27 protein-coding genes are annotated in these 23935 nt (G+C 39.2%); 22 read left to right on the top strand and 5 right to left on the bottom strand.

Annotated features, from left to right (window positions below):
• Positions 1 to 18: 18 nt before the first annotated feature.
• The 4 genes from FKZ43_RS04505 (at position 19) to FKZ43_RS04490 (ending at position 3722) form a co-directional block, all read left to right on the top strand.
• Positions 19 to 855, top strand: a complete 837-nt coding sequence (locus FKZ43_RS04505; RefSeq protein ID WP_140944686.1) for an ABC transporter ATP-binding protein — start codon at positions 19 to 21, stop codon at positions 853 to 855.
• Entirely contained in the window at positions 842 to 1909 is a 1068-nt protein-coding gene (locus FKZ43_RS04500) for a Glu/Leu/Phe/Val dehydrogenase dimerization domain-containing protein (RefSeq protein ID WP_140944685.1), read from the top strand. Before FKZ43_RS04505 ends, FKZ43_RS04500 begins: the two co-directional genes overlap by 14 nt.
• Before the next feature lie 95 nt (positions 1910 to 2004).
• The gene (gene nusB / locus FKZ43_RS04495; protein ID WP_140944684.1) at positions 2005 to 2478 is read left to right on the top strand and encodes a transcription antitermination factor NusB; all 474 of its coding nucleotides are present in this window, start codon (positions 2005 to 2007) and stop codon (positions 2476 to 2478) included.
• 2 nt (positions 2479 to 2480) lie between these two features.
• A complete protein-coding gene (locus tag FKZ43_RS04490) occupies positions 2481 to 3722 on the top strand; it encodes an MFS transporter (protein ID WP_140944683.1) in 1242 nt (413 codons plus the stop codon).
• On the opposite strand, the gene purM is transcribed toward FKZ43_RS04490, so the two are convergent.
• The 5 genes from purM to cutA all read right to left on the bottom strand — a co-directional run bounded on the left by purM (position 3714) and on the right by cutA (position 7244).
• The gene (gene purM, locus FKZ43_RS04485) at positions 3714 to 4709 is read right to left on the bottom strand and encodes a phosphoribosylformylglycinamidine cyclo-ligase (protein ID WP_140944682.1); all 996 of its coding nucleotides are present in this window, start codon (positions 4707 to 4709) and stop codon (positions 3714 to 3716) included. The two genes, FKZ43_RS04490 and purM, sit on opposite strands and share 9 nt — an antisense overlap.
• 64 nt (positions 4710 to 4773) lie before the next feature.
• Positions 4774 to 5061, bottom strand: a complete 288-nt coding sequence (locus tag FKZ43_RS04480; RefSeq protein ID WP_140944681.1) for a 4Fe-4S dicluster domain-containing protein — start codon at positions 5059 to 5061, stop codon at positions 4774 to 4776.
• 83 nt (positions 5062 to 5144) lie between these two features.
• Entirely contained in the window at positions 5145 to 6164 is a 1020-nt protein-coding gene (locus tag FKZ43_RS04475) for an ABC transporter substrate-binding protein (RefSeq protein WP_140944680.1), read from the bottom strand.
• On the bottom strand, positions 6161 to 6943 hold the full coding sequence (locus FKZ43_RS04470; protein WP_140944679.1) for an ABC transporter permease: 783 nt from the start codon (positions 6941 to 6943) through the stop codon (positions 6161 to 6163). Before FKZ43_RS04470 ends, FKZ43_RS04475 begins: the two co-directional genes overlap by 4 nt.
• Complete coding sequence (gene cutA, locus FKZ43_RS04465; RefSeq protein WP_140944678.1) at positions 6915 to 7244, bottom strand: divalent-cation tolerance protein CutA; 330 nt, start codon at positions 7242 to 7244, stop codon at positions 6915 to 6917. Before cutA ends, FKZ43_RS04470 begins: the two co-directional genes overlap by 29 nt.
• Positions 7245 to 7381: 137 nt before the next feature.
• Here cutA and FKZ43_RS04460 point away from each other — a divergent pair, with 137 nt between their 5' ends.
• The 18 genes from FKZ43_RS04460 to FKZ43_RS11405 all read left to right on the top strand — a co-directional run bounded on the left by FKZ43_RS04460 (position 7382) and on the right by FKZ43_RS11405 (position 23934).
• On the top strand, positions 7382 to 8347 hold the full coding sequence (locus tag FKZ43_RS04460; RefSeq protein WP_140944677.1) for an HlyD family secretion protein: 966 nt from the start codon (positions 7382 to 7384) through the stop codon (positions 8345 to 8347).
• Between the two features lie 10 nt (positions 8348 to 8357).
• Positions 8358 to 9293 carry an ABC transporter ATP-binding protein gene (locus FKZ43_RS04455; RefSeq protein WP_140944676.1) on the top strand — a complete coding sequence of 312 codons (936 nt, stop codon included), beginning with the start codon at positions 8358 to 8360 and terminating at the stop codon, positions 9291 to 9293.
• Complete coding sequence (locus tag FKZ43_RS04450; RefSeq protein ID WP_181180257.1) at positions 9253 to 10407, top strand: ABC transporter permease; 1155 nt, start codon at positions 9253 to 9255, stop codon at positions 10405 to 10407. The genes FKZ43_RS04455 and FKZ43_RS04450 overlap by 41 nt, the downstream gene beginning before the upstream one ends.
• Positions 10407 to 11528 (top strand): ABC transporter permease, encoded by a 1122-nt coding sequence (locus FKZ43_RS04445; protein ID WP_140944674.1) that lies wholly within the window; start codon positions 10407 to 10409, stop codon positions 11526 to 11528. The genes FKZ43_RS04450 and FKZ43_RS04445 overlap by 1 nt, the downstream gene beginning before the upstream one ends.
• 72 nt (positions 11529 to 11600) lie before the next feature.
• Complete coding sequence (locus FKZ43_RS04440; protein WP_140944673.1) at positions 11601 to 12122, top strand: YceD family protein; 522 nt, start codon at positions 11601 to 11603, stop codon at positions 12120 to 12122.
• 17 nt (positions 12123 to 12139) lie between these two features.
• The gene (rpmF, locus tag FKZ43_RS04435) at positions 12140 to 12319 is read left to right on the top strand and encodes a 50S ribosomal protein L32 (RefSeq protein WP_140944672.1); all 180 of its coding nucleotides are present in this window, start codon (positions 12140 to 12142) and stop codon (positions 12317 to 12319) included.
• A 10-nt stretch (positions 12320 to 12329) separates the two neighbouring features.
• Positions 12330 to 12500, top strand: a complete 171-nt coding sequence (locus FKZ43_RS11410; RefSeq protein ID WP_181180256.1) for a hypothetical protein — start codon at positions 12330 to 12332, stop codon at positions 12498 to 12500.
• Between the two features lies 1 nt (position 12501).
• Positions 12502 to 13536: a phosphate acyltransferase PlsX gene (plsX, locus tag FKZ43_RS04430; protein ID WP_181180255.1), complete on the top strand. Its 1035-nt coding sequence runs from the start codon at positions 12502 to 12504 to the stop codon at positions 13534 to 13536.
• 2 nt (positions 13537 to 13538) lie between these two features.
• Complete coding sequence (locus FKZ43_RS04425; RefSeq protein WP_140944671.1) at positions 13539 to 14639, top strand: beta-ketoacyl-ACP synthase III; 1101 nt, start codon at positions 13539 to 13541, stop codon at positions 14637 to 14639.
• Entirely contained in the window at positions 14636 to 15559 is a 924-nt protein-coding gene (gene fabD / locus FKZ43_RS04420; protein ID WP_140944670.1) for an ACP S-malonyltransferase, read from the top strand. Before FKZ43_RS04425 ends, fabD begins: the two co-directional genes overlap by 4 nt.
• Positions 15556 to 16194 carry a DUF3109 family protein gene (locus tag FKZ43_RS04415; RefSeq protein WP_140944669.1) on the top strand — a complete coding sequence of 213 codons (639 nt, stop codon included), beginning with the start codon at positions 15556 to 15558 and terminating at the stop codon, positions 16192 to 16194. The genes fabD and FKZ43_RS04415 overlap by 4 nt, the downstream gene beginning before the upstream one ends.
• A gap of 9 nt (positions 16195 to 16203) precedes the next feature.
• Positions 16204 to 16950 carry a 3-oxoacyl-[acyl-carrier-protein] reductase gene (fabG, locus tag FKZ43_RS04410; protein ID WP_140944668.1) on the top strand — a complete coding sequence of 249 codons (747 nt, stop codon included), beginning with the start codon at positions 16204 to 16206 and terminating at the stop codon, positions 16948 to 16950.
• A gap of 33 nt (positions 16951 to 16983) precedes the next feature.
• Positions 16984 to 17223 carry an acyl carrier protein gene (locus FKZ43_RS04405; RefSeq protein ID WP_047134489.1) on the top strand — a complete coding sequence of 80 codons (240 nt, stop codon included), beginning with the start codon at positions 16984 to 16986 and terminating at the stop codon, positions 17221 to 17223.
• Positions 17224 to 17287: 64 nt separating this feature from the next.
• Positions 17288 to 18541 carry a beta-ketoacyl-ACP synthase II gene (gene fabF, locus FKZ43_RS04400; protein WP_140944667.1) on the top strand — a complete coding sequence of 418 codons (1254 nt, stop codon included), beginning with the start codon at positions 17288 to 17290 and terminating at the stop codon, positions 18539 to 18541.
• Between the two features lie 2 nt (positions 18542 to 18543).
• Positions 18544 to 19326, top strand: a complete 783-nt coding sequence (rnc, locus tag FKZ43_RS04395) for a ribonuclease III (protein WP_181180254.1) — start codon at positions 18544 to 18546, stop codon at positions 19324 to 19326.
• Positions 19327 to 19391: 65 nt separating this feature from the next.
• Positions 19392 to 20720, top strand: a complete 1329-nt coding sequence (locus FKZ43_RS04390) for an NHL repeat-containing protein (RefSeq protein ID WP_140944665.1) — start codon at positions 19392 to 19394, stop codon at positions 20718 to 20720.
• 120 nt (positions 20721 to 20840) lie between these two features.
• Entirely contained in the window at positions 20841 to 23132 is a 2292-nt protein-coding gene (gene pta, locus FKZ43_RS04385; protein WP_140944664.1) for a phosphate acetyltransferase, read from the top strand.
• Positions 23101 to 23934: a TPM domain-containing protein gene (locus FKZ43_RS11405; RefSeq protein WP_181180253.1), complete on the top strand. Its 834-nt coding sequence runs from the start codon at positions 23101 to 23103 to the stop codon at positions 23932 to 23934. The genes pta and FKZ43_RS11405 overlap by 32 nt, the downstream gene beginning before the upstream one ends.
• Position 23935 lies beyond the last annotated feature (1 nt).

Here is a 23935-nt window from a genome sequence, read left to right as displayed (position 1 = left end):
TAAAACTGTGACATAATTATGGCGATAAAAGTCCAGGAAATATGCTTCAGCTATGGCGATGTGCCCGTTCTTAAAAATATAAGCTTTGATGTCTCACGGGGTGAGTTTGTAAGTTTGATAGGACCAAATGGCTCCGGGAAGACAACACTACTTAAAGTTTTAATACGAGTTCTCACACCACAAAAGGGGAAAGTGTTAATTTTTGATCGTGATATAAAATCATACTCAAGGAGAGAAATCGCACGCCTCATAGGTTTTGTCCCACAGGATAATACTTTCGCCTTTCCATACACTTCGCTTGAAGTTGTTTTAATGGGGAGAACACCGTATTTGAAGGGGATCGGTTTTGAAAATCGCAAAGACCTTGAGATCGCTCTTCAAGTTATGGAGTTGACGAATACAGTTGATTTAGCTGATAAACCGATTTCGGCTTTATCTTTTGGAGAAAGACAGCGAGTTTTAATCGCAAGAGCTTTAGCCCAGCAACCGCAGATAATTTTACTTGATGAACCAAATGCTCACCTTGATATTTCCCACCAAGTTGAGATTTTCTCGCTTCTTAAAAGTTTGTCAATTGAAAGAGGCGTCACGGTCATAGCTGTTTCGCATGATTTGAATTTGATTTCATCTTACAGTGATAAAGTAATTTTGTTATCTTCCGGTGAGGTATACGCAATCGGGAAACCGGATTTTGTGTTGACAGGTGATAACATAAAAAATGTTTATGGGGCTGAAGTCATAGTTGATACCAATCCAATCACAGGTTCGCCGAGGATTACACTCCTGCCCAACAAAATTGGGCAGTTCACCGATAAACTTAAAATCAAAAAAGGAGGAAATCATGAACGTATTTGAACTAATCCACAGAGAGGGTCATGAACAAGTTGTCTTTTGTCATGAGGGGTCAACTGGATTAAAAGCGATAATTGCAATTCACAGCACTGTTCTTGGACCAGCACTTGGTGGGGTCAGGATGTGGAAGTATGAAAAGGAAGAGGACGCACTTTATGATGTGCTTCGCCTTTCAAAGGCGATGACTTATAAAGCAGCGGTTGCTGGGCTTAATCTCGGTGGTGGTAAGGCGGTTATAATTGGAGACCCGCAAAAGCAAAGGAATGAAGCACTTTTTAGGGCTTTTGGAAGATTTGTTCAAAGTTTGGGTGGTAGATACATAACAGCGGAAGATGTTGGAACTGACGAAAAAGTTATGGAATGGATTTATGCTGAAACAAAGTATGTCACCGGGATACCAGAGTCACTTGGCGGTAGCGGTAATCCTGCCCCTGTGACTGCATATGGAGTTTATGTTGGGATAAAAGCGTGTGTAAAGGAGGTTTACGGGAATGAGTCACTTGCTGGGAAAAAAGTTGCAATTCAAGGTGCGGGGCAAGTTGGACGTTTCTTATGTCAACATCTTGTGAAGGATGGCGCAAAAGTTTATATAACGGACATAATCCCTGAAAAAGTTAAGATGTGCGTTGATGAATATAAAGTTGAATTTGTAGAACCAGAAAAAATTTACGATGTTGATGCGGATATTTTCGCACCTTGTGCTTTGGGTGGAATTATAAACGATGAGACAATCCCAAGATTTAAGTTCAAGATAATCGCTGGCGGTGCGAATAACCAGCTACTTGACGAGGACAAGCACGATAGGATGTTGATGGAACATGGCATTCTTTATGCGCCCGATTATGTTATAAACGCTGGTGGTTTAATAAATGTTGGGAGGGAAGTTGAAGGTTACAGCAAAGAGCACGCCATGAAAAAAGCCGAGGGAATTTACGATACTTTGATTAAAATTTTTGAAGTCGCAAAGAAGGAGAAAATCCCAACACATGTCGCTTCTGCTAGAATTGCTGAAGAAAGGATATCAAGTGTTTTGAAGATAAAGAAAATTTCCGTCTAACTTTTTCGGTTCGCCCCGTTTTGGGGCGAACCTTTTTAAAAAAATAAATCGGTGGAAAAATAACACGGGGAGAGATACAAAATACAACTGAAGAAGTGCCTTACAAGAGAAGAATAATACGGGAACGAGTTCTTCAAATGCTCTATGCGTATGAATTATCAGGAAGTTCGCCGGAGTTCATTTTGGACGATTTGTTTTCCGAATTTCGCTCGGATAAGGAAAGTTATGAATTTGGGAAGAGTTTATTTTTAAATGTCATTGAGCACTCCGATGAGCTTGATGGAATGATAGCAAAAAAGATAAAGAATTGGGAACTTGATAGGATTGCGTTAATTGATAGGATTGTTTTGAGGATGGGGATTTGTGAGCTGAGGTATTTCCCTGAGATACCACCGAAGGTAAGCATAAACGAAGCGATTGAACTTGCGAAGAAATTCAGCACTGAAAGAAGCGGTAAATTTGTAAATGGGGTTCTTGATGCGGTTTATAATGAATTGAAAGAAACGGGACAACTCATAAAGCATGGACGTGGCTTAATTGATAAAAGTTTGAGGAAGGAAGAGGATTAAAGGTGGATAGAAAATTTAAAATTTTCATCTGGACGCTTTTTGACTTCGCAAACACTTCATTTTCAGTTTTAATTTTGACAACCGCCTATTCTGTTTATTTCAGGGAAATTGTAACGGGGAATTCTCAAATTGGGGATTTTTTATGGGGGCTTGCTTTTAGCATCTCTATGTTTATCGTTGCCTTTATCTCACCGTTTCTAGGGGCGATAGCAGATCACAGTTCCAATAAAAAGTTTTTCCTTTTCATATTTACAATCCTTTGCATCACATCAACTGGGTTGATGTTTTTCGTTGGACGAGGGGATATATTGCTTGGGATGGTTTTGCTCATATTGGCAAATATAGGATTTGAAGGGGGACTTGTTTTTTATGATGCTTTCCTTCCAGAGATAACGACTGAAAGAAGCTATGGAAGAGTTTCGGGATATGGTTTTGCGATGGGTTATGTGGGTTCATTTATGTCTTTGCTTGTTGCTTACCCGTTCCTAAAAGGTGAGTTTGCCGAATGGAATCTTTTTAATGTCAAGTTGAGTTTTATAGTGGCTGCATCTTTTTTTCTTTTCTTTTCGCTTCCTTTCTTTATCGTGATAAAGGAGAGAAAAATTGAAATTGACAACAAGATTTCTTATTTGAAGATTGGGATTGAAAGGGTCAAATCAACTTTCGCAAATGCCAAGAAATACAGTAACATTGGCAGGTTTTTGCTTTCGTATTTTATTTACGCTGATGGGATAAACACGGTTATAATTTTCGCTTCAATTTTTGCCCGCCACACGCTTAATTTTTCACTGGTTGAGATATTAACATTCTTTTTGACTGTTCAATCAACAGCGATACTCGGTTCGGTTATCTTTGGTATAATCGCCGACAGCATCGGGCAGAAGAAAACTTTAAGCTTAACCTTACTTTTATGGGTTATAACGGCTATTGGTGCGTATTTTTGCGTTGATAAAACAACTTTTTATATCATCGGATTTATCGCTGGAGCTGCTATGGGTTCGTCTCAATCAACAAGTAGAAGTTTAATGTCAAAAATAATTCCACCGAGCAAGAAAACCGAATTTTTTGGGTTTTATTCTTTTTTCGGAAAATCGTCAGCGATACTTGGTCCGCTTGTCTTTGGTACTGTTTCATCATTGACGGGAAGTCAAAGGGTTGCTGTTATTTCAGTGGCTTTGTTTTTCATTGTGGGCTTAATTCTCTTGCAAAGGGTAAGGGAAGAAAAGTTCCAGGAATCAGTTTGAAATTTCACCGATTATAAATGGATTTTCGCCCAGGGATTTTAATTCCTTTAAAATTCCATCTGCATCTTTTTTATCAACTATCAAAATAAATCCAACTCCAAGGTTAAATGTTCGTCGCATATCTTCTTCTGGAACCTTACCGATCTCTTGGATTAATTTAAAAATAGCTGGTCTTTCCCAGGCGTTCCAATCAATTTTTATTTTAAAATTCTCTGGGATGACCCTTTTCGTGTTTCCTATGATACCGCCCCCAGTGACATGAGACATTGCGTGAAGGTCAAATTTTTCAATCAGCTTTGAAATGGGCTTTAAATAGGAGCGGTGAATTTTCAAAAGTTCGTCAGCAAGTGTTGAGTTTAACTCAGGGATGAATTCATCAATTTTAAATTTTTCAAGTAAAACAGCTCTTGCAAGCGAATAGCCGTTTGTGTGCAAGCCGTTTGAGGGTAATGCGACTAAGATGTCACCGGGTTTAACATTATCTCCTTTTATGATTTTTTCCTTTTCAACTATTCCAACTATCATCCCGGCGATATCATATTCAGCTTCGGTATAGAAACCTGGCATTTCTGCGGTTTCTCCACCTATCAATGAACATCCATTTTCTTCACATGCCTTTGCCATCCCTGAGATTACTTTTTCTGCAACTTCGGGTATCAATTTCCCGGTTGCAAAGTAATCAAGGAAAAAGAGCGGTTCAGCTCCACAGACGAGTATATCATTGACACAATGATTCACAAGGTCTTGACCGACGGTGTCGTGTCGGTTTGTCATAAAAGCAATTTTCAACTTCGTCCCCACACCGTCAACACTTGAAACAAGAACAGGGTGCTTAAATTTATCAAACTTGATGTCATAGAAAGCGCCAAATAAACCGATATCCGTTAGAACTCTTTGGTTAAATGTTGTTTTGGCGATTTTTTTTATCTTTTCAACAAGTTTATCTGCGGTTTCAATATCAACACCTGCGTCTTTATAAGTTTTCATAGTTTTCAAAGAGTATTTATTTTAACAAAAAGCCCGACCCATTTGGGGTCGGGCTTATTAAACATCACAGCCCGAATCTCTCATAATTTATCCTGATATAATTTTGCCATTTTTCAGGCACCTCAGCCTCTGGGAAGATTGCTTCAACTGGGCATTCTGGTTGGCAAGCCCCACAGTCAATGCACTCTTGCGGGTGGATGTAAAGCTGCATCTTCTTCTCTCTCATCTCCTTCAGATGTTCCTCGTTTGTCACATCATATCCCTCTGGTCCGTAGATGCAGTTTACAGGACACACTTGAACACAGGCGGTGTCGCAAACGCCTACGCAGGGTTCGCAAATAATGTAAGCCATTTTGAGGTTCTCCTTTTTGTTTTTGAATTGACTCGTAAAAAGTTAAAAATATAAAACAAGATAAAAATTGACTTTTGTCAAATTCACTTTGACTTTATCTCCGTCCAGTATCTATCAAGAAGCTTCGTCACAGGTCCGAGGTCTTTCATAAGTTCAAAATTTTTGAGGTCTTCATCATTTGGATATCTTTGCCTTGTGAGAAATTTTGGATTTATGAATTTTTTTGCCGAGTCATTTACGGTTGCATATCCAGAGAACTCGCTTACTCTGGCGCTTATTTCTGGCTTTAAAAGGAAGTTGATGAATATGTGGGCATTTTCAATGTTTTCAGCTGTTTTGGGAATTGCAAGATTATCAATCCATAGGGTTCCTCCTTCTTTCGGAAAAACATATACTATTTTAGTATCGGTTTCAGCGATTTTCACAAGTTGTCCGCTCCATCCGTGCGCTATCCAAACATCGCCAGATAAAATTGCTTGATCAAAACCGGAACTGTTGTATTGCTTTACCAATTTTTTTTGACTCATTAAAATTTCCCTTGCTTTTGATAAAATAGTTGTGTCAGTTTCATTTATTGAGTGTCCCATAAGTTTAAGTGCCACTGCAAAACACTCTCTCATATCGTCAAGCATTAAAATTTTTCCAGCGTATTTTTCATCAAATAGAACTTGCCAGGTGTTGGGTAGTTCGCCAAGTTTATCTCTTCTATAAGCAAATCCCGTAGTTCCCCAGAAAAAAGGTATTGTGAATTCGTTCCCAGGGTCAAATTCAAGGTTTAGAAATTTCTTATTGATATTTTTCAGGTTTGTAATTTTTGACTTGTCAATTTTTTGTAGGAGATTCTGCCTTATCAAAATTTGGACCATATAGTCAGATGGGACCACGACATCATATTTGCTCACCCCTGTCAATAGTTTTTCAAGGAGAATCTCATTAGAATCATAAGTGTCAATGTTGACCTTTATCCCGGTTTCTTTTTCAAATTTTTCAATCACATCGCTTGGGAGATAATCTGACCAGATGTAGACATTCACTTGGTTTTTGTTCCTTCCGCAGGAGATGAAAATTAAGACAAAAGCAAGAAAAAGGAATTTTCTTATCATTTCTCCTTTAGCAACCTTTGTGATAAAAATATAGCGATCGTCGTCGTGATAAGCATTATGGTTGATATTGCATTTACTTCTGGGGTTATGCTTGTCCTTAACATTGAATAAATCTGGAGCGGTAGCGTTGTTGATGAAACGCCAGCGACGAAAGAGGTTATCACGTAATCGTCAATTGAAAGTGTGAAGACGATAAGCGCTGATGAAGTTATGGCTGGTAGAAGCAATGGGATTGTCACTCTTTTTATGACTTCAAATTCATTCGCTCCAAGGTCAAGGGCTGATTCTTCAATCTCCTTTTCAATGTTTTGTAATCTAGCCAGAACGATTAAAATTACATACGAGATGCTGAAGACGATATGTGCTATAATGACTGTTGTGAAGCCAAGGGTTATCTTTACGAAACCAAAGAAGCTGAGCAAAGCTCCTGCGAGAACTATTTCAGGTATCACTATCGGAAGATAAACAAGCAGTTTAAAGCTCTCCCTTATTTTGAAATTAATTTTTCTGAGTGCTATCGCTCCGAGCGTTCCGAAAACTGTTGAAATCAATGTTGAAATCGTCGCTATTATCAAGCTATTTTTTGCAGAATTTAAAAGCAATTCGTTTTTGAAAAGTTTCAAATACCATTGGAAAGTGAAACCCTCCCAAATAGTTGTCCATCTTGACTTGTTGAATGAAAGCAAGACGAGAATTAGAATCGGAAGGTAGAGGAAGAAGTAAATCGCAAGTGTGTAAAATTTTAGAATTCTATGTCTCTTTCCTTGTGACTGTTTCATCTATCCATTGGAGGTAAGATTCAGAGCCATCAATTATTGGCAAAGCGATTATTTCAGGGACTGTGTATTTATGCAGTTCTTTGACCCGTTTTACAAGTTGTGGGAAGATATCCTTTTTTGTTTTAATTATTATCAGGGATTCGGAATCATCTTCAATGCTGCCTTTCCAGAAGTAGATTGAATTAACTTTTTGAACGATGTTGCAACAAGCTGCGAGTTTTTCCTCAACGAGTGTTTTTGATATTTTCCTCGCCTCAATGACATTTGGGGTTGTAATTAAAACGACGATATGTTCGCTCATCCGTTTTTCCTGCTTTTTTGTTTTTGCAATATAAAATTATGGGTTTGATTTGACAAGTTCAAATTTATTGTGTGTATTTTAATCCATTTTTTTAAATTTAAACGATTACTGAAAAAATTAATTTCAGTGAGAAACGCATGAAAAAGCACATTTTTTTCCTCTTGGTTTGGTTATTGTTGAATTCCTGTTCTGGGGGAAAAGGGGACAAGGATTTGAAAATTTATGCAAGTGGGGTAGTTGAAGCTCGGGAAGTTATAGTCAGTTCAGAGGTGAGCGGGAGGATTATTGAATTAAATTTTGACGAGGGTAGCAGGGTTGATAGTGGATTTGTCCTTTGTCGTGTTGATACCGAGATGATTTATCAGAGGTATCTTGAAGCGAAGTCGCAGGCGGAAGCACTTTTGTTGCAATATCAATTGCTTTTGAAAGGAGCAAGGCGCGAGGAAATAGAAGCAATGGAGCAAGCCGTTGAGCGTGCCAGGGTAAATTTTGAAAACACCAAAAAACATTTTGAGAGAATTAAAAAGTTATATGAGGAAAATGTCGCGACTCAGGAACAGTTTGACAATGCGAGGACACTTTATGAGTCAAGTAAGTCACAGTATGAAGAGGCGGTTAAAAAGTTGGAAATTTTAAAAAGTGGCGCTAGAGAAGAAGAGATAAAAATTGCTTTCGCCAACTATCAAAGAGCACTTGCTCAGATGAAAAGCGTTGAATTACAGATTAAAAAATCAAAAATTTTGTCGCCGATATCCGGTTTCGTCACGACGAAGTTTGTTGAGTTGGGTGAGTTTGTTTCCCCAGGGGTTCCAATAGCGAAGATTTCAAACCTTGATGAGGTTTACATTCGCATTTATCTGCCTGAAAGTGAGCTTGGCTTTGTAAAGCTTGGTGATAGTGTTGATGTGAAGATTGATTCTTATCCGAAAAGAGTTTTCAAAGGTATGGTTGTTTTCGTTTCGCCTAGGGCTGAATTTACACCAAAAAATGTTCAAACGAAGGAGGAAAGGACAAAACTTGTCTATGCTGTAAAAGTAAAGGTGAGAAATGAGAAGGGTATTTTCAAACCCGGAATGCCTGCTGATGTTGAAATAATAAAATGACGGGGAAAAGATGTTTGATGTTGAGACATTTGAATTGACAAAGGTTTTTGGTGATGTGGTAGCTGTTGATTCAGTTAGTTTGAAAATTGAAAAGGGGGAAATTTTCGGTTTGCTTGGACCAAATGGAGCTGGGAAGACGACCCTTGTGCGCTTGCTTTGTGGTTTGTTGAAACCGACATCTGGGGATGCGCTTGTCGGTGGTTTTTCCATACTTAAAGAACCGGAAGAGGTCAAGAAAATAATTGGTTATATGTCTCAAAGGTTTGGGCTTTATGATGATTTGACCGTGGAGGAAAATATAAGTTTTTATGCTGGCATTTATCTCAATGATAAAAAATTAGCGAAGAAACGAACGGAAGAGATAATTGAAGAGCTTTCATTTCAAAGGTATAGAAGGACACTTGCAATGCATTTATCGGGTGGGTGGAGACAGCGTCTTTCGTTTGCCACAGCGATAGTCCACGAGCCGAAAATTGTTTTCCTTGATGAGCCAACATCAGGTGTTGACCCCGTTTCAAGAAGGCAATTCTGGGAACTTGTATATAATCTCTCTGCTAAGGGGAAGACCGTTCTTGTGACGACTCATTATATGGATGAAGCGGAAAGATGTAACAGAGTTGCTTTTATTTCTGCCGGGAAGATAATCGCTCTTGACTCACCGACAAACATAAAGAAAAAATATCTGCGGGGTGAAGTCGTAAGCATAATCCCGGAGGATTTGATGAAATGTTATGACGCGCTCAGGTCGCTTGATTTTGTTGAAGATGTCGGCATATTTGGTGATTCAGTTCATATCGTCGTTGAGAATGCGGATGAGAAGATGCCAGAGATACTCAATTTCTTGCTTAAAAAGGGACTGGCTTATGTGAAAGTTGAAAAAATTCAACCATCAATTGAAGATGTTTTTGTGGCTCTCACGAAAAATAAAAATCAAAACGCTATTTAATATAGCTGAAAAGGAATTCGTCCAGCTAAGTCGTGACCCAAGAAGCATCTTTATAATTATTTTCATACCAATTTTTCTCCTTGTAGTTTTTGGATATGGGGTTACAATGGACATCAAAAATATCAATCTTATCGTATGCGACCAGAGTAAAACAAGTTTAAGTGATGAATTCATAAGGGAGTTCATTTCTTCTGGTTTTTTCAAGTTGGTTGGCTATGTTGATGATTTGAGGAAGATAGATGGTTTTCTTGTGTCGGGCAGAGCAAAAGTTGGAATAGTTATATCACATGATTTTGCAAACGAAATTGAGTTAGGAAGACCTGTTAAGGTTCAGATAATAGTTGACGGTAGCGATGCAAATACGGCAAATGTTGTACTTGGCTATGTTCAACAAATCGTTCAAGGTTTTTCAAGAGATGAAATTGAAAATTATATTTTTAAAATCACTGGAAGAAATATCCCAGCAATTGACCTGAAACCGAGAATTTGGTTTAATCAGGAACTTAAGAGTGTAAATTTTTTCATCCCGGGGCTTATGGGATTGATCATGATGGTGATGACTGTTTTGATGACATCGCTTTCAATATCAAGGGAAAGGGAACTGGGTTCATTTGAGAGGTTGATATCAACACCGCTTTCTCCAAATTTCATCATTGCCGGTAAATTAATCCCTTATGCTGTTCTTGCTTTCATTGATTCGGTTCTCATCCTTCTTGCTGGTTATATTCTTTTCAACCTTAAAGTCAAAGGCGATTTATTTTCTCTTTTGCTTGTGACGGTTATTTTTATTTTTTGTGGGTTAAACATCGGCTTGATAATTTCAACCGTTGCGAGGTCTCAGCAATCAACCATGGCGATAGCTTTTATTTCAACGGTTGTTCCTACTTTCATACTTTCTGGTTTTGTTTTTCCGATAAGAAATATGCCTTGGGTTTTGCAAATGCTTTCATATCTTGTCCCAGCAAGATATTATCTTGATGTGATACGAGGTATAATTTTGAAAGGGAATGGACTTTTTGAGCAGGTTGAGTATGTCTTTGTTCTTTTGTTTTTTATTTTTTTCACTTTTGTAGTTGCTTCATTAAGGTTAAGAAAATTGATGCGTGAAATTTAATGTTTAGAATAATTTCGGTTTTCAAAAAGGAAATTTTACAGATACGCAGAAATCGGCTTCTTATGGGGATTATGATAATAGCTCCTGTGATACAGCTTTTCATACTTGGATATGCTGCTACATTTGAGGTGAAGAATTTACCCGTTGCTGTCTTTGATTTAGATAAAAGCCGTTTGACAAGCGAGATTGTAAATGCGATAAATTCAACGGAAACATTTGATGTTGTGATTTATATTAAGAGTTCAAGAGAAATTGATGATGTTTTGAAGATGGGGAAGGCGAATTTAGTTATAGTTTTCCCAAGCGAATTTGAGAAAAAAATTATTAAAGGTGAAAAGGTTGAACTTATGGTTGTTGTTGATGGAAGCGATGCTAACTCGGCTACGATTGCGCTTGGGTTTTTTGTGAGCATGATTTGGGATAAATTTATCTCATTGGTTGAGAAAAAATTATTATCAATGGGTTTTAAAACCCTTCCAATGTGCGAACCGGAAGTGAGGGTGTGGTTCAATCCTGAAATGAGGTCAGCAGTTTTTATTGTGCCGGGTTTGATTGGAATGATACTTATAACTGTGACCTTGATAATGACTTCAATGTCAATGGTTAGGGAAAAGGAACAAGGGACGATTGAGCAGTTGCTTGTCACACCGATTAAAAGTCACGAGTTGTTGATAGGTAAAATTTTGCCATTTATTTTAATTGGTTTATTTGATGCGGTAGCAATTATACTTGTAGGGAGGTTTTGGTTTAAGGTTCCGATGCATGGGAGTTTGTTTTTGCTTTTCGTTTCAACATTTATTTTTCTTATGACGACGCTTGGTTTAGGAATTTTTTCGTCAGTTGTTTCAAGGACACAACAACAGGCGCTGATGACAGCGTATTTTTTTGCGATGCCAAATATAATCCTTTCTGGCTTTGTATTCCCAGTTGAAAGCATGCCTTCTCTGATAAGGTTCATCACTAATTTTATCCCGTTGAAGTACTTCCTTTTGATCCTTCGTGGGATTTTTCTCAAGGGGGCAGGGTTTGAACTACTTTACCCAAATATAATTGTTCTCCTCTGTTTCGGGGTTTTAATCTTCGGCTTTAGCGTTTTCAGATTTAGGAAGTATATCGGATGAGATTTGTCTTGCTTATGTTTTATTTTTTCTTTATATTTTTAAAAATTTTTTAAAAAGCTGACAGAGGTTTTAATGAAGATCAACATCTCAAAGTTGTCCGATGGGGAACACAATTATACATTTGTAACGAAACCATTGGAACTTGAAATTGACGAGCGGAGATTTAATAAACCAGTTTATGTTGAGGTTACGCTTGAAAAGTCAAGGCGACAGATCTTTTTAAAAGCGAATATCTACACCGTTGGCAGATTCCAATGTGATAGGTGTGTAGAGGACTTTGATTTAGTGCTTGAGAACAGTTATAGAATGTATTATGTTTACAGCGAGGAAGAGTCAAAGAAGTATGAGCCGGACGAGGTTATGGTTATAACTCCTGAAACGAATGAGATTGATATATCCGATGATGTAAGGCAAATGGTGTTGCTTTCGGTTCCGATGAAGTTGCTATGCTATGAGGAGTGTCTTGGGCTTTGTCCGAGATGCGGTAAAAATTTAAATTTTGAGGTTTGTACTTGTAAAGTTGAGGAGATAGACCCGCGTTGGGCTCCTCTTTTAAAACTTATGGAAGATGAAAACTTTAAAAGTGAAAACTAAAATTGAGGTGATTTGATATGCCAAATCCAAAACGTAGACATTCAAGGTCGCGTAGGGACAAGAGAAGAGCCAATTACAAACCAACAGCACCAACATTAAGCGAATGTCCACAATGTCATGAGCCGAAGCTACCTCACCGTGCTTGTCCAAAATGCGGTTATTATCACGGTAGAACCGTGATAACTCCAAAAGAATAATTTCAATTTTATGAAGACAGGGCGAGCGATAAATAAAGAGGAACTGAAAAATGTTTTGCCTGAGCTGATCTCCGAAGACGCTGATTTTAGTGTGCTTTTGCTTCGTGAGGAACCCGTGAACGGCATTGAATTGATATCCCTTTCAACATTCCTTGAAATTCCAATTGAATTTATTTTGTGAGATGGAAAATTCAAAGAAGATTAAAATCGCTGTTGATGCGATGGGTGGGGACTATGCACCCGAGAATGTGATTGAGGGTGCAATTATGGCTTTAAGGGAATCTAACAATCGTTTTGAGATTGTATTCGTTGGCGATGAGGAGAAGATAAAAAATGAACTGAGAAAGTATGATACCATTGGGTTGAGTTACTCAATAGTTGATGCGCCTCAGGTGATAGGGATGGATGATATTCCTACTGTGGCTTTGAGGAGGAAGAAGAACTCGTCAATAGTTGTTGGGATGAAGCTTCACAGCGATGGTGAAGTTGACGCTTTTGCAAGCGCTGGCAATACTGGGGCGGTTTTGACAGCAGCGACTTTTATACTTGGACGAATAGAGGGGATTTCAAGACCGACGATTGGGAGTGTTTTCCCGACCGAGTCGGGAAGAAAAAGTATAATGCTTGATGTTGGTGCAAATGTTGATTGTAAGCCGAATCATTTATTTGAATTTGCGATTATGGGGAGTATTTATTCAAGTGAAATACTTGGACAGAAGAATCCCAAGGTTGCGCTTTTAAACATCGGAGAGGAAAGCACAAAAGGTGGGGATGTCGTCTTACAGGCGTATCAGCTTTTATCGGAGAGTAAATTAAATTTTGCTGGTAATGTTGAAGGCAGAGATATCCTTTTGGGGAAGGCGGATGTCATCGTTTGTGATGGTTTTGTTGGGAACATAGTTTTGAAGTTTGCCGAAAGCGTTCTTGGTGTTTTGAAAAGGAAGTTAAGAAATTATGCGATGAGGAATATATTCCGCAGGTTGACTTTTGGTTTGCTTGCCCGTGGTTTGAGGAAAGCATTGAAAGAGTTTGATTATCAAGAATATGGTGGGGTTCCTTTTTTGGGTGTGAATGGTGTTGCTATAATTGGTCATGGGAGTTCAACTGCGGTTGCGATTAAGAATATGATTTACAGAGCTGAAGAAACGGTTTACAAAAAAATCAATCAAAAAATTAAGGAAGCATTGAAAACTTACAAAATTAAAGCGGAGGTGTAAAATTGGGGCAACGGAGAGCAACTATAACTGCTGTTGGTCATTATGTTCCTGAGAAAGTTCTTTCAAATTTTGATCTTGAAAAGATGGTTGATACAAGCGATGAATGGATAAGGACGAGAACTGGGATAAGAGAGAGGAGAATTCTTGAGAAGGGAGCAACATCTGACCTTGCGGTTGAGGCGATAAAGAGATTGTTTGAAAATAGCGGTGTTGGACCGGAAGATATTGAAGTTATAGTAGTTGCGACGGTTACACCTGATATGTTCTTTCCGTCAACTGCTGCGGTTATTCAAGAGAAGCTTGGTTTGAAGAGGGCTTGGGGATTTGATCTATCAGCTGCTTGTTCTGGCTTTATTTATGCTTTGATCACAGGGGCGCAGTTTATTGAATCAGGAAATTATAATAAAGTTCTTGTGGTTGGCGCTGACAAGATGAGCGCAATTGTTGATTATACGGATAGAAACACCTGTGTTCTTTTTGGAGATGGTGCCGGGGCAGTTTTGCTTGAACCAAGCGACGACCCTGAGTATGGAATACTTGACCATATTTTTTATATGGATGGAACCGGTGGAAAATATCTTTACATGCCAGGGGGTGGGAGTTTAAATCCGCCAACCTACGAAACAGTTGATAAAAAAATGCATTACATTTATCAAGATGGAAGAGCTGTTTTTAAAGTTGCTGTTGTCGGAATGGCGGATGTTTCTGCCGAGATAGTTGAAAGAAATGGGTTAAGGGGAGATGATATAGATTGGCTTGTTCCACATCAGGCGAATTTGAGAATTATTACGGCTACAGCTGAAAGAATGGGGCTTGATCTTTCAAAGGTGATGATAAACATAGATAGATACGGAAATACCACAGCTGCAACAATTCCACTTTGTCTGTCAGAGTATTGGGAATGTGGAAAACTTAAACCTGGGCAGAGAATAGTTATGTCTGCCTTTGGTGCTGGTTACACTTGGGGAGCTGTTTTGATGAGATGGTCGCTTCCAAATCCTCCGCAACCAAGACCAGATGTCGCAAGATATTGCGAGGAGATGGATTCAAGAAGGTTTGAGATACCGGAGGAATTGAAAATAAAGAACAATGTCGCTAAATGAAAATCGCTTTTGTTTTTCCGGGTCAAGCATCTCAATATGTCGGCATGGGAAAAGATTTATATGAGGGGAATAGTTTAGTTAAAGAAATTTATGACAGAGCGGAGGAAATTCTTGGTTTTGAGTTGAAGAAAATTTGTTTTGAAGGACCAGAGGAATTGCTTAAGCAGACGAGGATAACGCAACCAGCGATTTTTGTCCATAGTTATGTTGTTTCAAAACTTCTTGAGGGTAAGTTAAAAGCGGATATGGCAGCGGGGCATTCGCTTGGGGAATATTCAGCTCTTGTCTATGCAGATGCTTTAGATTTTGAAACAGCTCTTATGATTGTAAAAGTTCGTGGTGAATTGATGCAAAAAGCCGGGGAGCAGAACCCAGGGACGATGGCAGCAATTGTTGGGCTTGATGATGAAAAAGTTAAAAAAATATGCGAGGAGGTTAAAGATGGAATAGTTCAGCCGGCTAATTTTAATGCTATAGGTCAAGTGGTTATCTCTGGGGAGGTTGGGGCGGTAAAGATGGCGATGGAAATTGCAAAGCGTGAGGGTGCGAAAATGGTGAAGGAACTTGTTGTAAGTGGCGCTTTCCATTCCCCACTTATGGAAAGTGCGAAAGATGAACTCAAAAAAATCCTTGATGAGGTAAAATTTAGAAAACCAAAAATCCCCGTCTATTTCAATGTAACTGCTAAACCGACATTTGAAGCCGAAGAAATAAAAGACCTTCTTTACCTTCAAATCACGAAACCAGTTCTCTGGACGCAGACAATCCTAAACATGCGCTCTGACGGGGCTGTGAAGTTTTATGAAATTGGACCGGGGAAGGTCCTTCAAGGTTTGATAAAAAGAACGCTTGAAGATGTTGAAGTTGCCGGCTTTGACAAACTCAGCGATATACAAAATTTAAAAGATGGGCTTGTATGAGCGAGCTAAATGTCGGTGTTGAACCCGAAAGGGGCGCATTTCAAGGTAAATTTGTCTATGTCAAGAATTTTAAAATAGATACGATCGTTTTCAGTGCTGGATTTGTCCCGTTTTGCAATGTTCCAGTTTGTCGCGCTAATTGTTGTTACTGGGGAGTTTATGTGGATTTAAAGGAACGGGAGAAAATTTTGGCGCATAAGGACTTGATTTTAAAGTTTATGGATGAAACACAACCAAAAGATGTTGAGCTCTGGTTTGAGAAAGAGGAATGGGAAGACCCGGATTTTCCCTCAGGCAAATGTGTCGGCACGAATGTTTACAATGATAAATGCGTTTTTTTAACAAAAGAAGGATATTGTGTTCTGCAAGTTAGCGCTGTGAATAGCGGTATGCATCAATGGGCTTTGAAGCCGTTTTATTGCTGTATTTATCCTTTAACTTTCTGGGAGGGCGCTTTAACTTATGATGATGATCACGCTGAAGATCTACCATATTGTGGATTAAGAGCAACACATAACCACGCTGGACCAGTAATTGAGATATGCAAGGATGAATTTATCTATGTCCTTGGTGAGGATGGATATGCTGAGTTGTTGAGGATTTACGATGAATGGAAGAAACTAAAAAATAAATAAGGGATTTTTATGGCGTCTTTAAAGGATAAGGTAGCTATAATCACTGGCGGTTCAAGGGGAATCGGAAGGGCGATCGCTAAGGCACTTGCTTTGGAAGGATGCTCAATCGCGATAACTTATAAAAGCTCCTCCGCACAAGCACAGGAACTTGTCAATGAAATTTTAAATATGAATTCAAAAGCGTTGGCGATTCAAGCCGATTCGGCAAAGTTTGAAGATGCTCAAAGGGTTGTTGATGAGGTCTTGAAAAATTTTGGCAAAATTGATATACTTATTAATAACGCAGGAATAACTCGTGATAATCTTTTACTTAGGATGAGCGAAGAGGATTGGGATGAGGTTATTGAGACAAATTTAAAAGGTGTTTTTAACTTTACTAAGGCAGCTATAAAGCATATGATAAGTCAGAGGTCGGGCAAGATAATAAACATCGCTTCAGTTGTGGGTTTAATTGGTAATCCTGGGCAGGCAAATTACGCTGCTTCAAAGGCTGGGATAATCGGTTTTACGAAGGCACTTGCAAAGGAAGTAGCTTCAAGAAACATACAGGTCAATGTTGTTGCACCAGGTTATGTAGAGACCGAGATGACCGAAAAATTAAGTGAAGAGCAAAAAAAGCGTCTATTTGAGCTTATTCCTGCCAAGAGGATTGCAAAGCCGGAGGAAATAGCTTATGTCGTTAAATTTCTCGCTTCCCATGAAGCAGATTATATAACCGGGCAAGTAATTGTCGTTGATGGTGGTTTGACCGCATAACAAGAAAATAAAAAAACAAAAAGGAGGACAGAAATGGACATTGAAGCAAAGGTCAAGCAGATAATCGTGAATAAGCTTAATGTGAGTGAGGATAAGGTAGTGCCGGAGGCGTCTTTTATCAATGATCTTGGTGCTGATTCGCTTGACACGGTTGAGCTTGTGATGGAATTTGAGAAGGAATTTGGGATTCAGGTTCCAGATGAAGATGCTGAGAAGATAAGAACAGTTGGCGATGCTATCAATTATTTGAAGCAAAAGCTTGGGCAAGCGTAATTACTGCGGGGGCGATTTAAATCGCCCCTTGTTTTTTGTTAAAACAAAAGTTAAGTAACAAATTATGCGAAACCGTAAAAGGGTCGTCGTAACTGGAATGGGCGTAATATCGCCAGTTGGATTAACAATTGAAGAATTTTGGAAAAACCTGCTTGATGGGAAAAGTGGAGTTGGATATATAACAAAGTTTGATACGACAAATTTTGCAACGAAGTTTGCAGCTGAGGTAAAGAATTTTGACCCGTTGAATTACATGGACAGAAAGCTTGCGCAACGAATGGACATATTCACTCAATTTGCGATGGCAGCGACTGAAATGGCTATTCAAGATGCAGGTCTTAACTCAGATTCAAAAATAGATAAAGAAAGAGTCGCTGTAGTTTATTCCTCAGGTATCGGTGGAATGTGGACATATCACACTCAACATGAGCTTCTTTTTAAAACTGGGTCACCGAGACATATAAGTCCTTTTACCGTTACGATGATGATAATTGATATAGTAGCAGGTTATATTTCAATCCGATATGGATATAAAGGGCCAAACTATGCAACTGTTTCAGCTTGTGCAAGTTCCGCAAATTCTATTACCGATGCGGTTATGTTGATTGAGCGCGGTCTTGCTGATGTCGTAATAACTGGTGGGGCAGAATCTGCGATTTGCCCTATGGGGGTTGGTTCTTTCAACGCTATGAGAGCTCTTTCAACAAGAAATGATGCCCCTGAGAAAGCAAGTAGACCTTTTGATGCGGAGCGTGATGGTTTTGTTATGGGTGAGGGAGCTGGAACTTTAATACTTGAATCGCTTGAACATGCTTTAAATCGTGGAGCGAAAATTTATGCAGAGGTTGCTGGTTTTGGTCTTACAGCGGATGCATATCATATAACAGCGCCAGCTCCAAACGGCGAAGGTGCGGTAAGGTCAATGTCTATGGCTTTAAAAGATGCTGGGCTTTTGCCCGGGGATATTGATTACATAAACGCTCATGGAACTTCAACGAAAGAGAATGATAAGAACGAGACACAGGCGATAAAAACCGTCTTCGGGGAACACGCTTATAAACTTGCTGTTAATTCAACAAAGTCAATGATAGGGCATCTACTCGGCGCAGCAGGTGCTGTTGAGGCAATAGCTACAATACTTTCAATCACCACCGGAAAGATTCATCCGACGATAAATTATGAGTATCCTGATCCAGAATGCGATCTGTTTTATGTTCCGAACAAGGCGATAGATAGAGAAGTAAAAGCAGCGATTTCAAATTCTTTTGGTTTTGGTGGTCACAATGTTTCAATAGTTTTCAAAAAGTTTGAAGAGTGATTTTGTTAGGTTTAATACGAAAGTTAAAATCGCTTTTTAAGCCGAAGGTTGATATAATAAGCGATGAGAAGTTCAAGGAGCTTGAAAAAATTCTCGGGTTGAAGATAAAAAATAGGGATATTTTTGTTCAGGCGTTGACTCATCGTTCTTTTGTGCCGATAGCGAAAAATAAGTTCAAGCTACGGCTTGAATCAAATGAACGGCTTGAATTTCTGGGTGATTCAATTTTAAATCTTGTTGCTGGGGAATTGCTTTATAAAGCGTATCCGCAGGCGTCGGAGGGGAGGTTGACGCGCCTGCGGTCTCGTGTAATAAATAAGGGAATTTTGATAAAGTATGCATACTTGCTCAAACTTGACGAGTTCATACTTTTAAGCCATTCCGCACGAAGGGCACTTATGCAAGGGTATAATTCCCTACTTGCTGATACTTTTGAGGCTGTAGTTGCTGCTATCTATCTTGACTCTGGATTTGAAGCGGTGAAAACTTTTCTAACACGGGTTTTTAAGGAACAAATCGGCGAATTTGACGCAAAATTTTATGAGACGACAAGGGAGCATTACAAAAGCATACTGATTGAGTACTCCCACAAGGTTAATCTTGATGTAAGTTATAGAGTTGTAAAGATTGAGGGTCCAGAGCACGAGCGAACTTTCACTGTTGAAGTTTTACTCGGGGGAGAAGTTGTGGGAATTGGAACTGGCAAAAGTAAGAAGGAAGCAGAAAAGTCAGCTGCTTATAACGCTTTGATAAAACTTGGACTAATTGACCCATCTTTGGCTTGAATTTATCACATTTTTTCAGCATTTTAACGATAGATGGCAAAAAATAACTTCGGAAACAAGTGAAGATGTCAAAATTTTTTCTCCCGCTTTTAATCCTGTGTACCGAATTGATCTCACAAAACATATGGTTCTCGGATGATTTCTCCGGGAGTTTGAAAAGCGAGTGGATTGAGATTTCAGGGAAGTGGCGAGTTGAAAAGGGACGTTTGGTGTCTTCAGCCATAGGCAAGACAAACTATATCGGCTTGAACTTTATAATTCCGCCAAGGTCAAATTATAGGATAAATTTGAGTTTCTCAGGGGAAAACATGATTTTGATGTTTAACCTGTATGATATCTTCACATGGATGACGGGGAATTTCGTGAAGTTTTATAAAAATGCACTTTACACCGGTTTAATTGGGCTTAACGGTGATGAGAAAATAAATAAGTTCGTCTCGCTCCCGGATTCGCGAAGAAATTTTAACACGATTGAGGTGGTTGTCTCCAACGGTAGATATTCTATTTACTTCAACAAAAAGAAGTATCTTGAGGAGAAGCTGTATTTTGGGTCGGGTTATATCGTGATCGGCGTTAGTGAGGGGAAAACCGAATTTGATTATTTCATAATTTCTTCAAATGAGAGGTATAAAAGCATTGACGATTTGAAAAAGCTCAAGGAGCCGATAATAGATCACATAAGCTCAATCGCCATAATTGATAGTGCAAGATTTGCTCTTTCAAGCGATGTTTATTCCCATGTTCAAGTAATTGATACCGGGGGAAATCTATTGAACAAATTCACTTATTTGAGATGGTGCGGTGGGTTGATGTATCATGACGATGGTTTATACATCGGTGATATTGACAAGATAATTGTGGTTTACCCAAAGAGAACTTTACAAGTGGCTCAGTTTATGGTCAAGATGCCCAATTATATCTATGCTGATGCGGAAAGGATTTATGTAATTGATGGATCGGCAATTAAAATTTTCAATCGCGATTTCAGATTGATGTCATCATTTACAGATCCAGAAAATTTGAAATTTCCAACTGCTATAGCTTCTGATAAATACAACATTTATTGTGCTGATCCGACGCTTGGTCATATAGCTGTTTATTCAAAAAGTTCAAATAAATTTTTAAGAAGCATCAAAGGTCAATTTGTCGCTCCCGTGGATTTGAAATATGATTCCGTTTCAAATTCAATTTATGTTGCCGATGTTGGGCTTAAAGCTGTCGTTAAGGTCAGGGGTGAAAAAGTTGAAAAAACTTTTGAGGCAGATGAATTTGGCGGGTTGAAATTTCCGAGGAGCATTGATTTAAAATATGGTATGATTTACATTGCTGATGCTGATAAAGTTGTTTCTATTGACACGACTTTTACAAGGGCAAAGATAGTTTTGAAGAGATGAATTGATTTGATAAATTATCTATGAAAAATATAATTTCGCAGGAAATGGAAAAAGATTTGAAAAATTTAAAGAAGCACCTCGCACATCTTAAAAACAAATTTTAAAGGGGAGGACCTTACTATGGGAGTCAAAGTTCGTCGTGAGGAAGCTCTTGAGTATCACAGTAAAGGGAGGAAAGGTAAACTTGAAGTTATTCCTTCAAAACCGTGTTTGACGCAAAGGGACCTTTCGCTTGCTTATACACCTGGGGTTGCGGAGCCGTGCAGGGAGATTTATAAGAATCCTGACCTTGCGTATGAGTATACAATGAAGGGGAATTTTGTTGCGGTTATTTCAAACGGGACAGCGGTTTTGGGGCTTGGGGACATCGGGGCTCTTGCTGGAAAGCCAGTGATGGAGGGGAAAGCGGTCCTTTTCAAGAGATTTGCTGATATTGATGCGATTGATATTGAAATAAACGAGAAAGACCCTGATAAGTTGATTGAGATAATTGCTTCGCTTGAACCGACATTTGGGGGGATAAACCTTGAAGATATCAAGGCGCCGGAATGCTTTTACATTGAGGAAGAGTTGAAAAAAAGGATGAATATCCCCGTTTTTCACGATGACCAGCATGGGACTGCGATAATAAGTGGAGCTGCGCTTTTGAATGCACTTGAGCTTGCTGGTAAAAAAATTGATGAAGTTAAGGTCGTCTTTAACGGCGCGGGCGCATCTGCGATTGCTTGTGCCAGGTTTTATGTATTGCTCGGGGTTAAAAAGGAAAATATAGTTATGTGCGATAGGAAGGGTGTTATTTACAAGGGAAGAAAAGAGGATATGAATCCTTACAAGGAAGAATTTGCGACAGATAAATTTTCCGATGGAGCAACGCTTAAAGATGCGCTTGTTGGGGCGGATGTTTTCGTTGGACTTTCAGTTGGAAATGTCGTTACGAAGGAAATGCTTAAAACGATGGCTGACAATCCGATTGTTTTCGCAATGGCGAACCCGGATCCAGAAATTTCCTATGAAGATGCAATTGAGGCAAGAGACGATATCATAATGGCAACTGGAAGGTCAGATTATCCGAATCAAGTTAACAATGTCCTTGGTTTTCCATTTATATTTAGAGGGGCGCTTGATGTTAGGGCAAGGTCTATAAACGAGGAGATGAAACTTGCTGCTGCTCGTGCACTGGCACAACTTGCGAAGCAAGATGTTCCGGATTCCGTGATAAGGGCTTATGGTGGAGAGAAAATTGAATTTGGAAGAAATTACATAATCCCTAAGCCGTTTGATCCAAGAGTTTTAACTTGGGTTGCGCCAGCCGTGGCTAAGGCAGCAATTGAAAGCGGTGTCGCAAGAGTTGAAATAAAAGATTGGGAGGAATATAAACATCAACTTGAGGTTCGTCTTGGTATCTCAAGGGAAATAATGAGACCGATATTTGCTATAGCTAAGAGAAATCCAAAGAGAATCGTTTTCCCTGAAGGAGAAGAGGTGAAAATCTTGAAAGCAAGTCAAATCCTCATTGATGAGGGAATAGCGAAGCCAATTTTGATTGGTTCTGAAAATGTGATAAGGCAAAGGATAGAGGAAAATAAATTAAGTTTGAAAGAGATTCAAATCGTTGAACCGATGAAGTATCCGAGATTTGAAGAATATGTTCAAGAGTATTATCGTTTGCGTCAGCGCAAGGGTGTAACATTGAAAGAAGCGTATAAAATTATGACTTTGCCAAATTATTTCGGCTCAATGATGGTTAGAATGGGTGATGCGGATGGTTTGATATCTGGTTTGACATCTCACTATCCGGACACAATTCGCCCAGCGCTTCAAATAATACGAATGGATGAGAGATTTACACGGGTTTCGGGTCTTTACATAATGATTACAAAGAAGGGGACATTTTTCTTTGCTGATACGACCGTAAATATTGATCCAACACCGGAGGAACTCGCCGAAATTGCGATAGCTTCGGCTGAGACGGCAAGGAGATTTAATATTGAGCCGGTTGTGGCTTTGCTTTCGTTTAGTAACTTCGGAAGCACCGAGAACCCGTATTCGCTTAAGGTTAAAAAGGCGGTTGAAATCATACGGCAAAAAGCCCCTGACTTAATCGTTGATGGGGAAATGCAGGCAGATACCGCTGTCGTTCCAGAGATAATTGATGAAATGTATCCGTTCTCAACTCTTAAAGGCAAAGGTCCAGCCAATGTTCTGATATTCCCAGACCTGAACTCAGCTAACATCGCTTATAAACTTGTCTATAGAATTGGTGGCGCTGATGTAATTGGTCCTATACTTATGGGGATGAAGAAACCAGTTCATGTGCTTCAAACGGGTGCCGAGGTCAGTGAGATAGTCAACATGGCAGCTATTGCTGTTGTGGAGGCGATTGAAAAGGAAAGAGTTGACGGACGAGGATAAAATTTTGCTCTACAACAAAAACATTTGCGATGTGAGAAGATTAAATTCCGCTTTTTTGGTTCTTTTATTGCTTGTATCGTTTTCCTTTGCGATTGAAATCCCAAAGTTAAGACAGCGCGTGACCGACCTTGTCGGTGTCTTAACACCGGAACAGGTTAATTTCCTTGAAGAAAAGTTACGAAAATTTGAAGAGGAGACTACGAATCAAATTGCTGTCTTGATTATACCTTCTCTTGAAGGGGAAGATCTTGAGGACTTCTCAATGAAAGTTGTTGAAGAGAATAAACTCGGTCAAAAGGGAAGAGACAACGGCGTTCTTTTTTTGATAGCGATTCAAGATAGGAAGATGCGTCTTGAAGTTGGTTATGGTCTTGAAGGTGCATTGCCAGATGCGCTTTGCGATCAAATCTTGAGAAATATAGTTCGCCCTAAATTTAGGCGGGGTGATTATTTCAACGGCATAAATGAAGGAATTGATGCGGTAATTTCCGCTACAAAAGGTGAGTTTAAAGCTGATCCTCGCAAACGCCCTGAGACAAGTTTCGGAGCGATTCTCGTCTTGATCATTATTGCTTTCATTTTTTTGACCTTTATTTTGTCGCTTATCCGTGGCGTTAGGCATTATAGCGTTCATTCGTCTGGGTATGACTCAGCTTTATTTTGGATGTGGTTGCTTGGTTCAATGAGTGAAAGAAGAAGAGGAGGAGGATGGGGTGGGTTTTCATCCGGCGGTTTCGGAGGTGGTGGATGGTCAGGCGGTGGCGGAAGCTTCGGAGGCGGAGGAGCAAGTAGTAGCTGGTAAA

Source organism: Candidatus Thermokryptus mobilis (assembly GCF_900070205.1).
GTDB lineage: Bacteria > Bacteroidota > Ignavibacteria > Kryptoniales > Kryptoniaceae > Kryptonium > Kryptonium mobile.
This window is presented reverse-complemented; position numbering and strand designations above follow the sequence as displayed.

Coding starts and splice junctions, on each gene's coding strand:
- FKZ43_RS04415 (WP_140944669.1), top strand. CDS start 15,556: ATGAGCGAGCTAAATGTCGGTGTTGAACCCGAAAGGGGCGCATTTCAA.
- plsX (WP_181180255.1), top strand. CDS start 12,502: ATGGAAAATTCAAAGAAGATTAAAATCGCTGTTGATGCGATGGGTGGG.
- FKZ43_RS04475 (WP_140944680.1), bottom strand. CDS start 6,164: ATGATAAGAAAATTCCTTTTTCTTGCTTTTGTCTTAATTTTCATCTCC.
- pta (WP_140944664.1), top strand. CDS start 20,841: ATGGGAGTCAAAGTTCGTCGTGAGGAAGCTCTTGAGTATCACAGTAAA.
- FKZ43_RS11410 (WP_181180256.1), top strand. CDS start 12,330: ATGAAGACAGGGCGAGCGATAAATAAAGAGGAACTGAAAAATGTTTTG.
- purM (WP_140944682.1), bottom strand. CDS start 4,709: ATGAAAACTTATAAAGACGCAGGTGTTGATATTGAAACCGCAGATAAA.
- FKZ43_RS04500 (WP_140944685.1), top strand. CDS start 842: ATGAACGTATTTGAACTAATCCACAGAGAGGGTCATGAACAAGTTGTC.
- fabG (WP_140944668.1), top strand. CDS start 16,204: ATGGCGTCTTTAAAGGATAAGGTAGCTATAATCACTGGCGGTTCAAGG.
- FKZ43_RS04455 (WP_140944676.1), top strand. CDS start 8,358: ATGTTTGATGTTGAGACATTTGAATTGACAAAGGTTTTTGGTGATGTG.
- fabD (WP_140944670.1), top strand. CDS start 14,636: ATGAAAATCGCTTTTGTTTTTCCGGGTCAAGCATCTCAATATGTCGGC.
- FKZ43_RS04440 (WP_140944673.1), top strand. CDS start 11,601: ATGAAGATCAACATCTCAAAGTTGTCCGATGGGGAACACAATTATACA.
- FKZ43_RS04405 (WP_047134489.1), top strand. CDS start 16,984: ATGGACATTGAAGCAAAGGTCAAGCAGATAATCGTGAATAAGCTTAAT.
- FKZ43_RS04505 (WP_140944686.1), top strand. CDS start 19: ATGGCGATAAAAGTCCAGGAAATATGCTTCAGCTATGGCGATGTGCCC.
- FKZ43_RS04470 (WP_140944679.1), bottom strand. CDS start 6,943: ATGAAACAGTCACAAGGAAAGAGACATAGAATTCTAAAATTTTACACA.
- FKZ43_RS04445 (WP_140944674.1), top strand. CDS start 10,407: ATGTTTAGAATAATTTCGGTTTTCAAAAAGGAAATTTTACAGATACGC.
- FKZ43_RS04460 (WP_140944677.1), top strand. CDS start 7,382: ATGAAAAAGCACATTTTTTTCCTCTTGGTTTGGTTATTGTTGAATTCC.
- rpmF (WP_140944672.1), top strand. CDS start 12,140: ATGCCAAATCCAAAACGTAGACATTCAAGGTCGCGTAGGGACAAGAGA.
- FKZ43_RS04480 (WP_140944681.1), bottom strand. CDS start 5,061: ATGGCTTACATTATTTGCGAACCCTGCGTAGGCGTTTGCGACACCGCC.
- cutA (WP_140944678.1), bottom strand. CDS start 7,244: ATGAGCGAACATATCGTCGTTTTAATTACAACCCCAAATGTCATTGAG.
- FKZ43_RS04390 (WP_140944665.1), top strand. CDS start 19,392: ATGTCAAAATTTTTTCTCCCGCTTTTAATCCTGTGTACCGAATTGATC.
- fabF (WP_140944667.1), top strand. CDS start 17,288: ATGCGAAACCGTAAAAGGGTCGTCGTAACTGGAATGGGCGTAATATCG.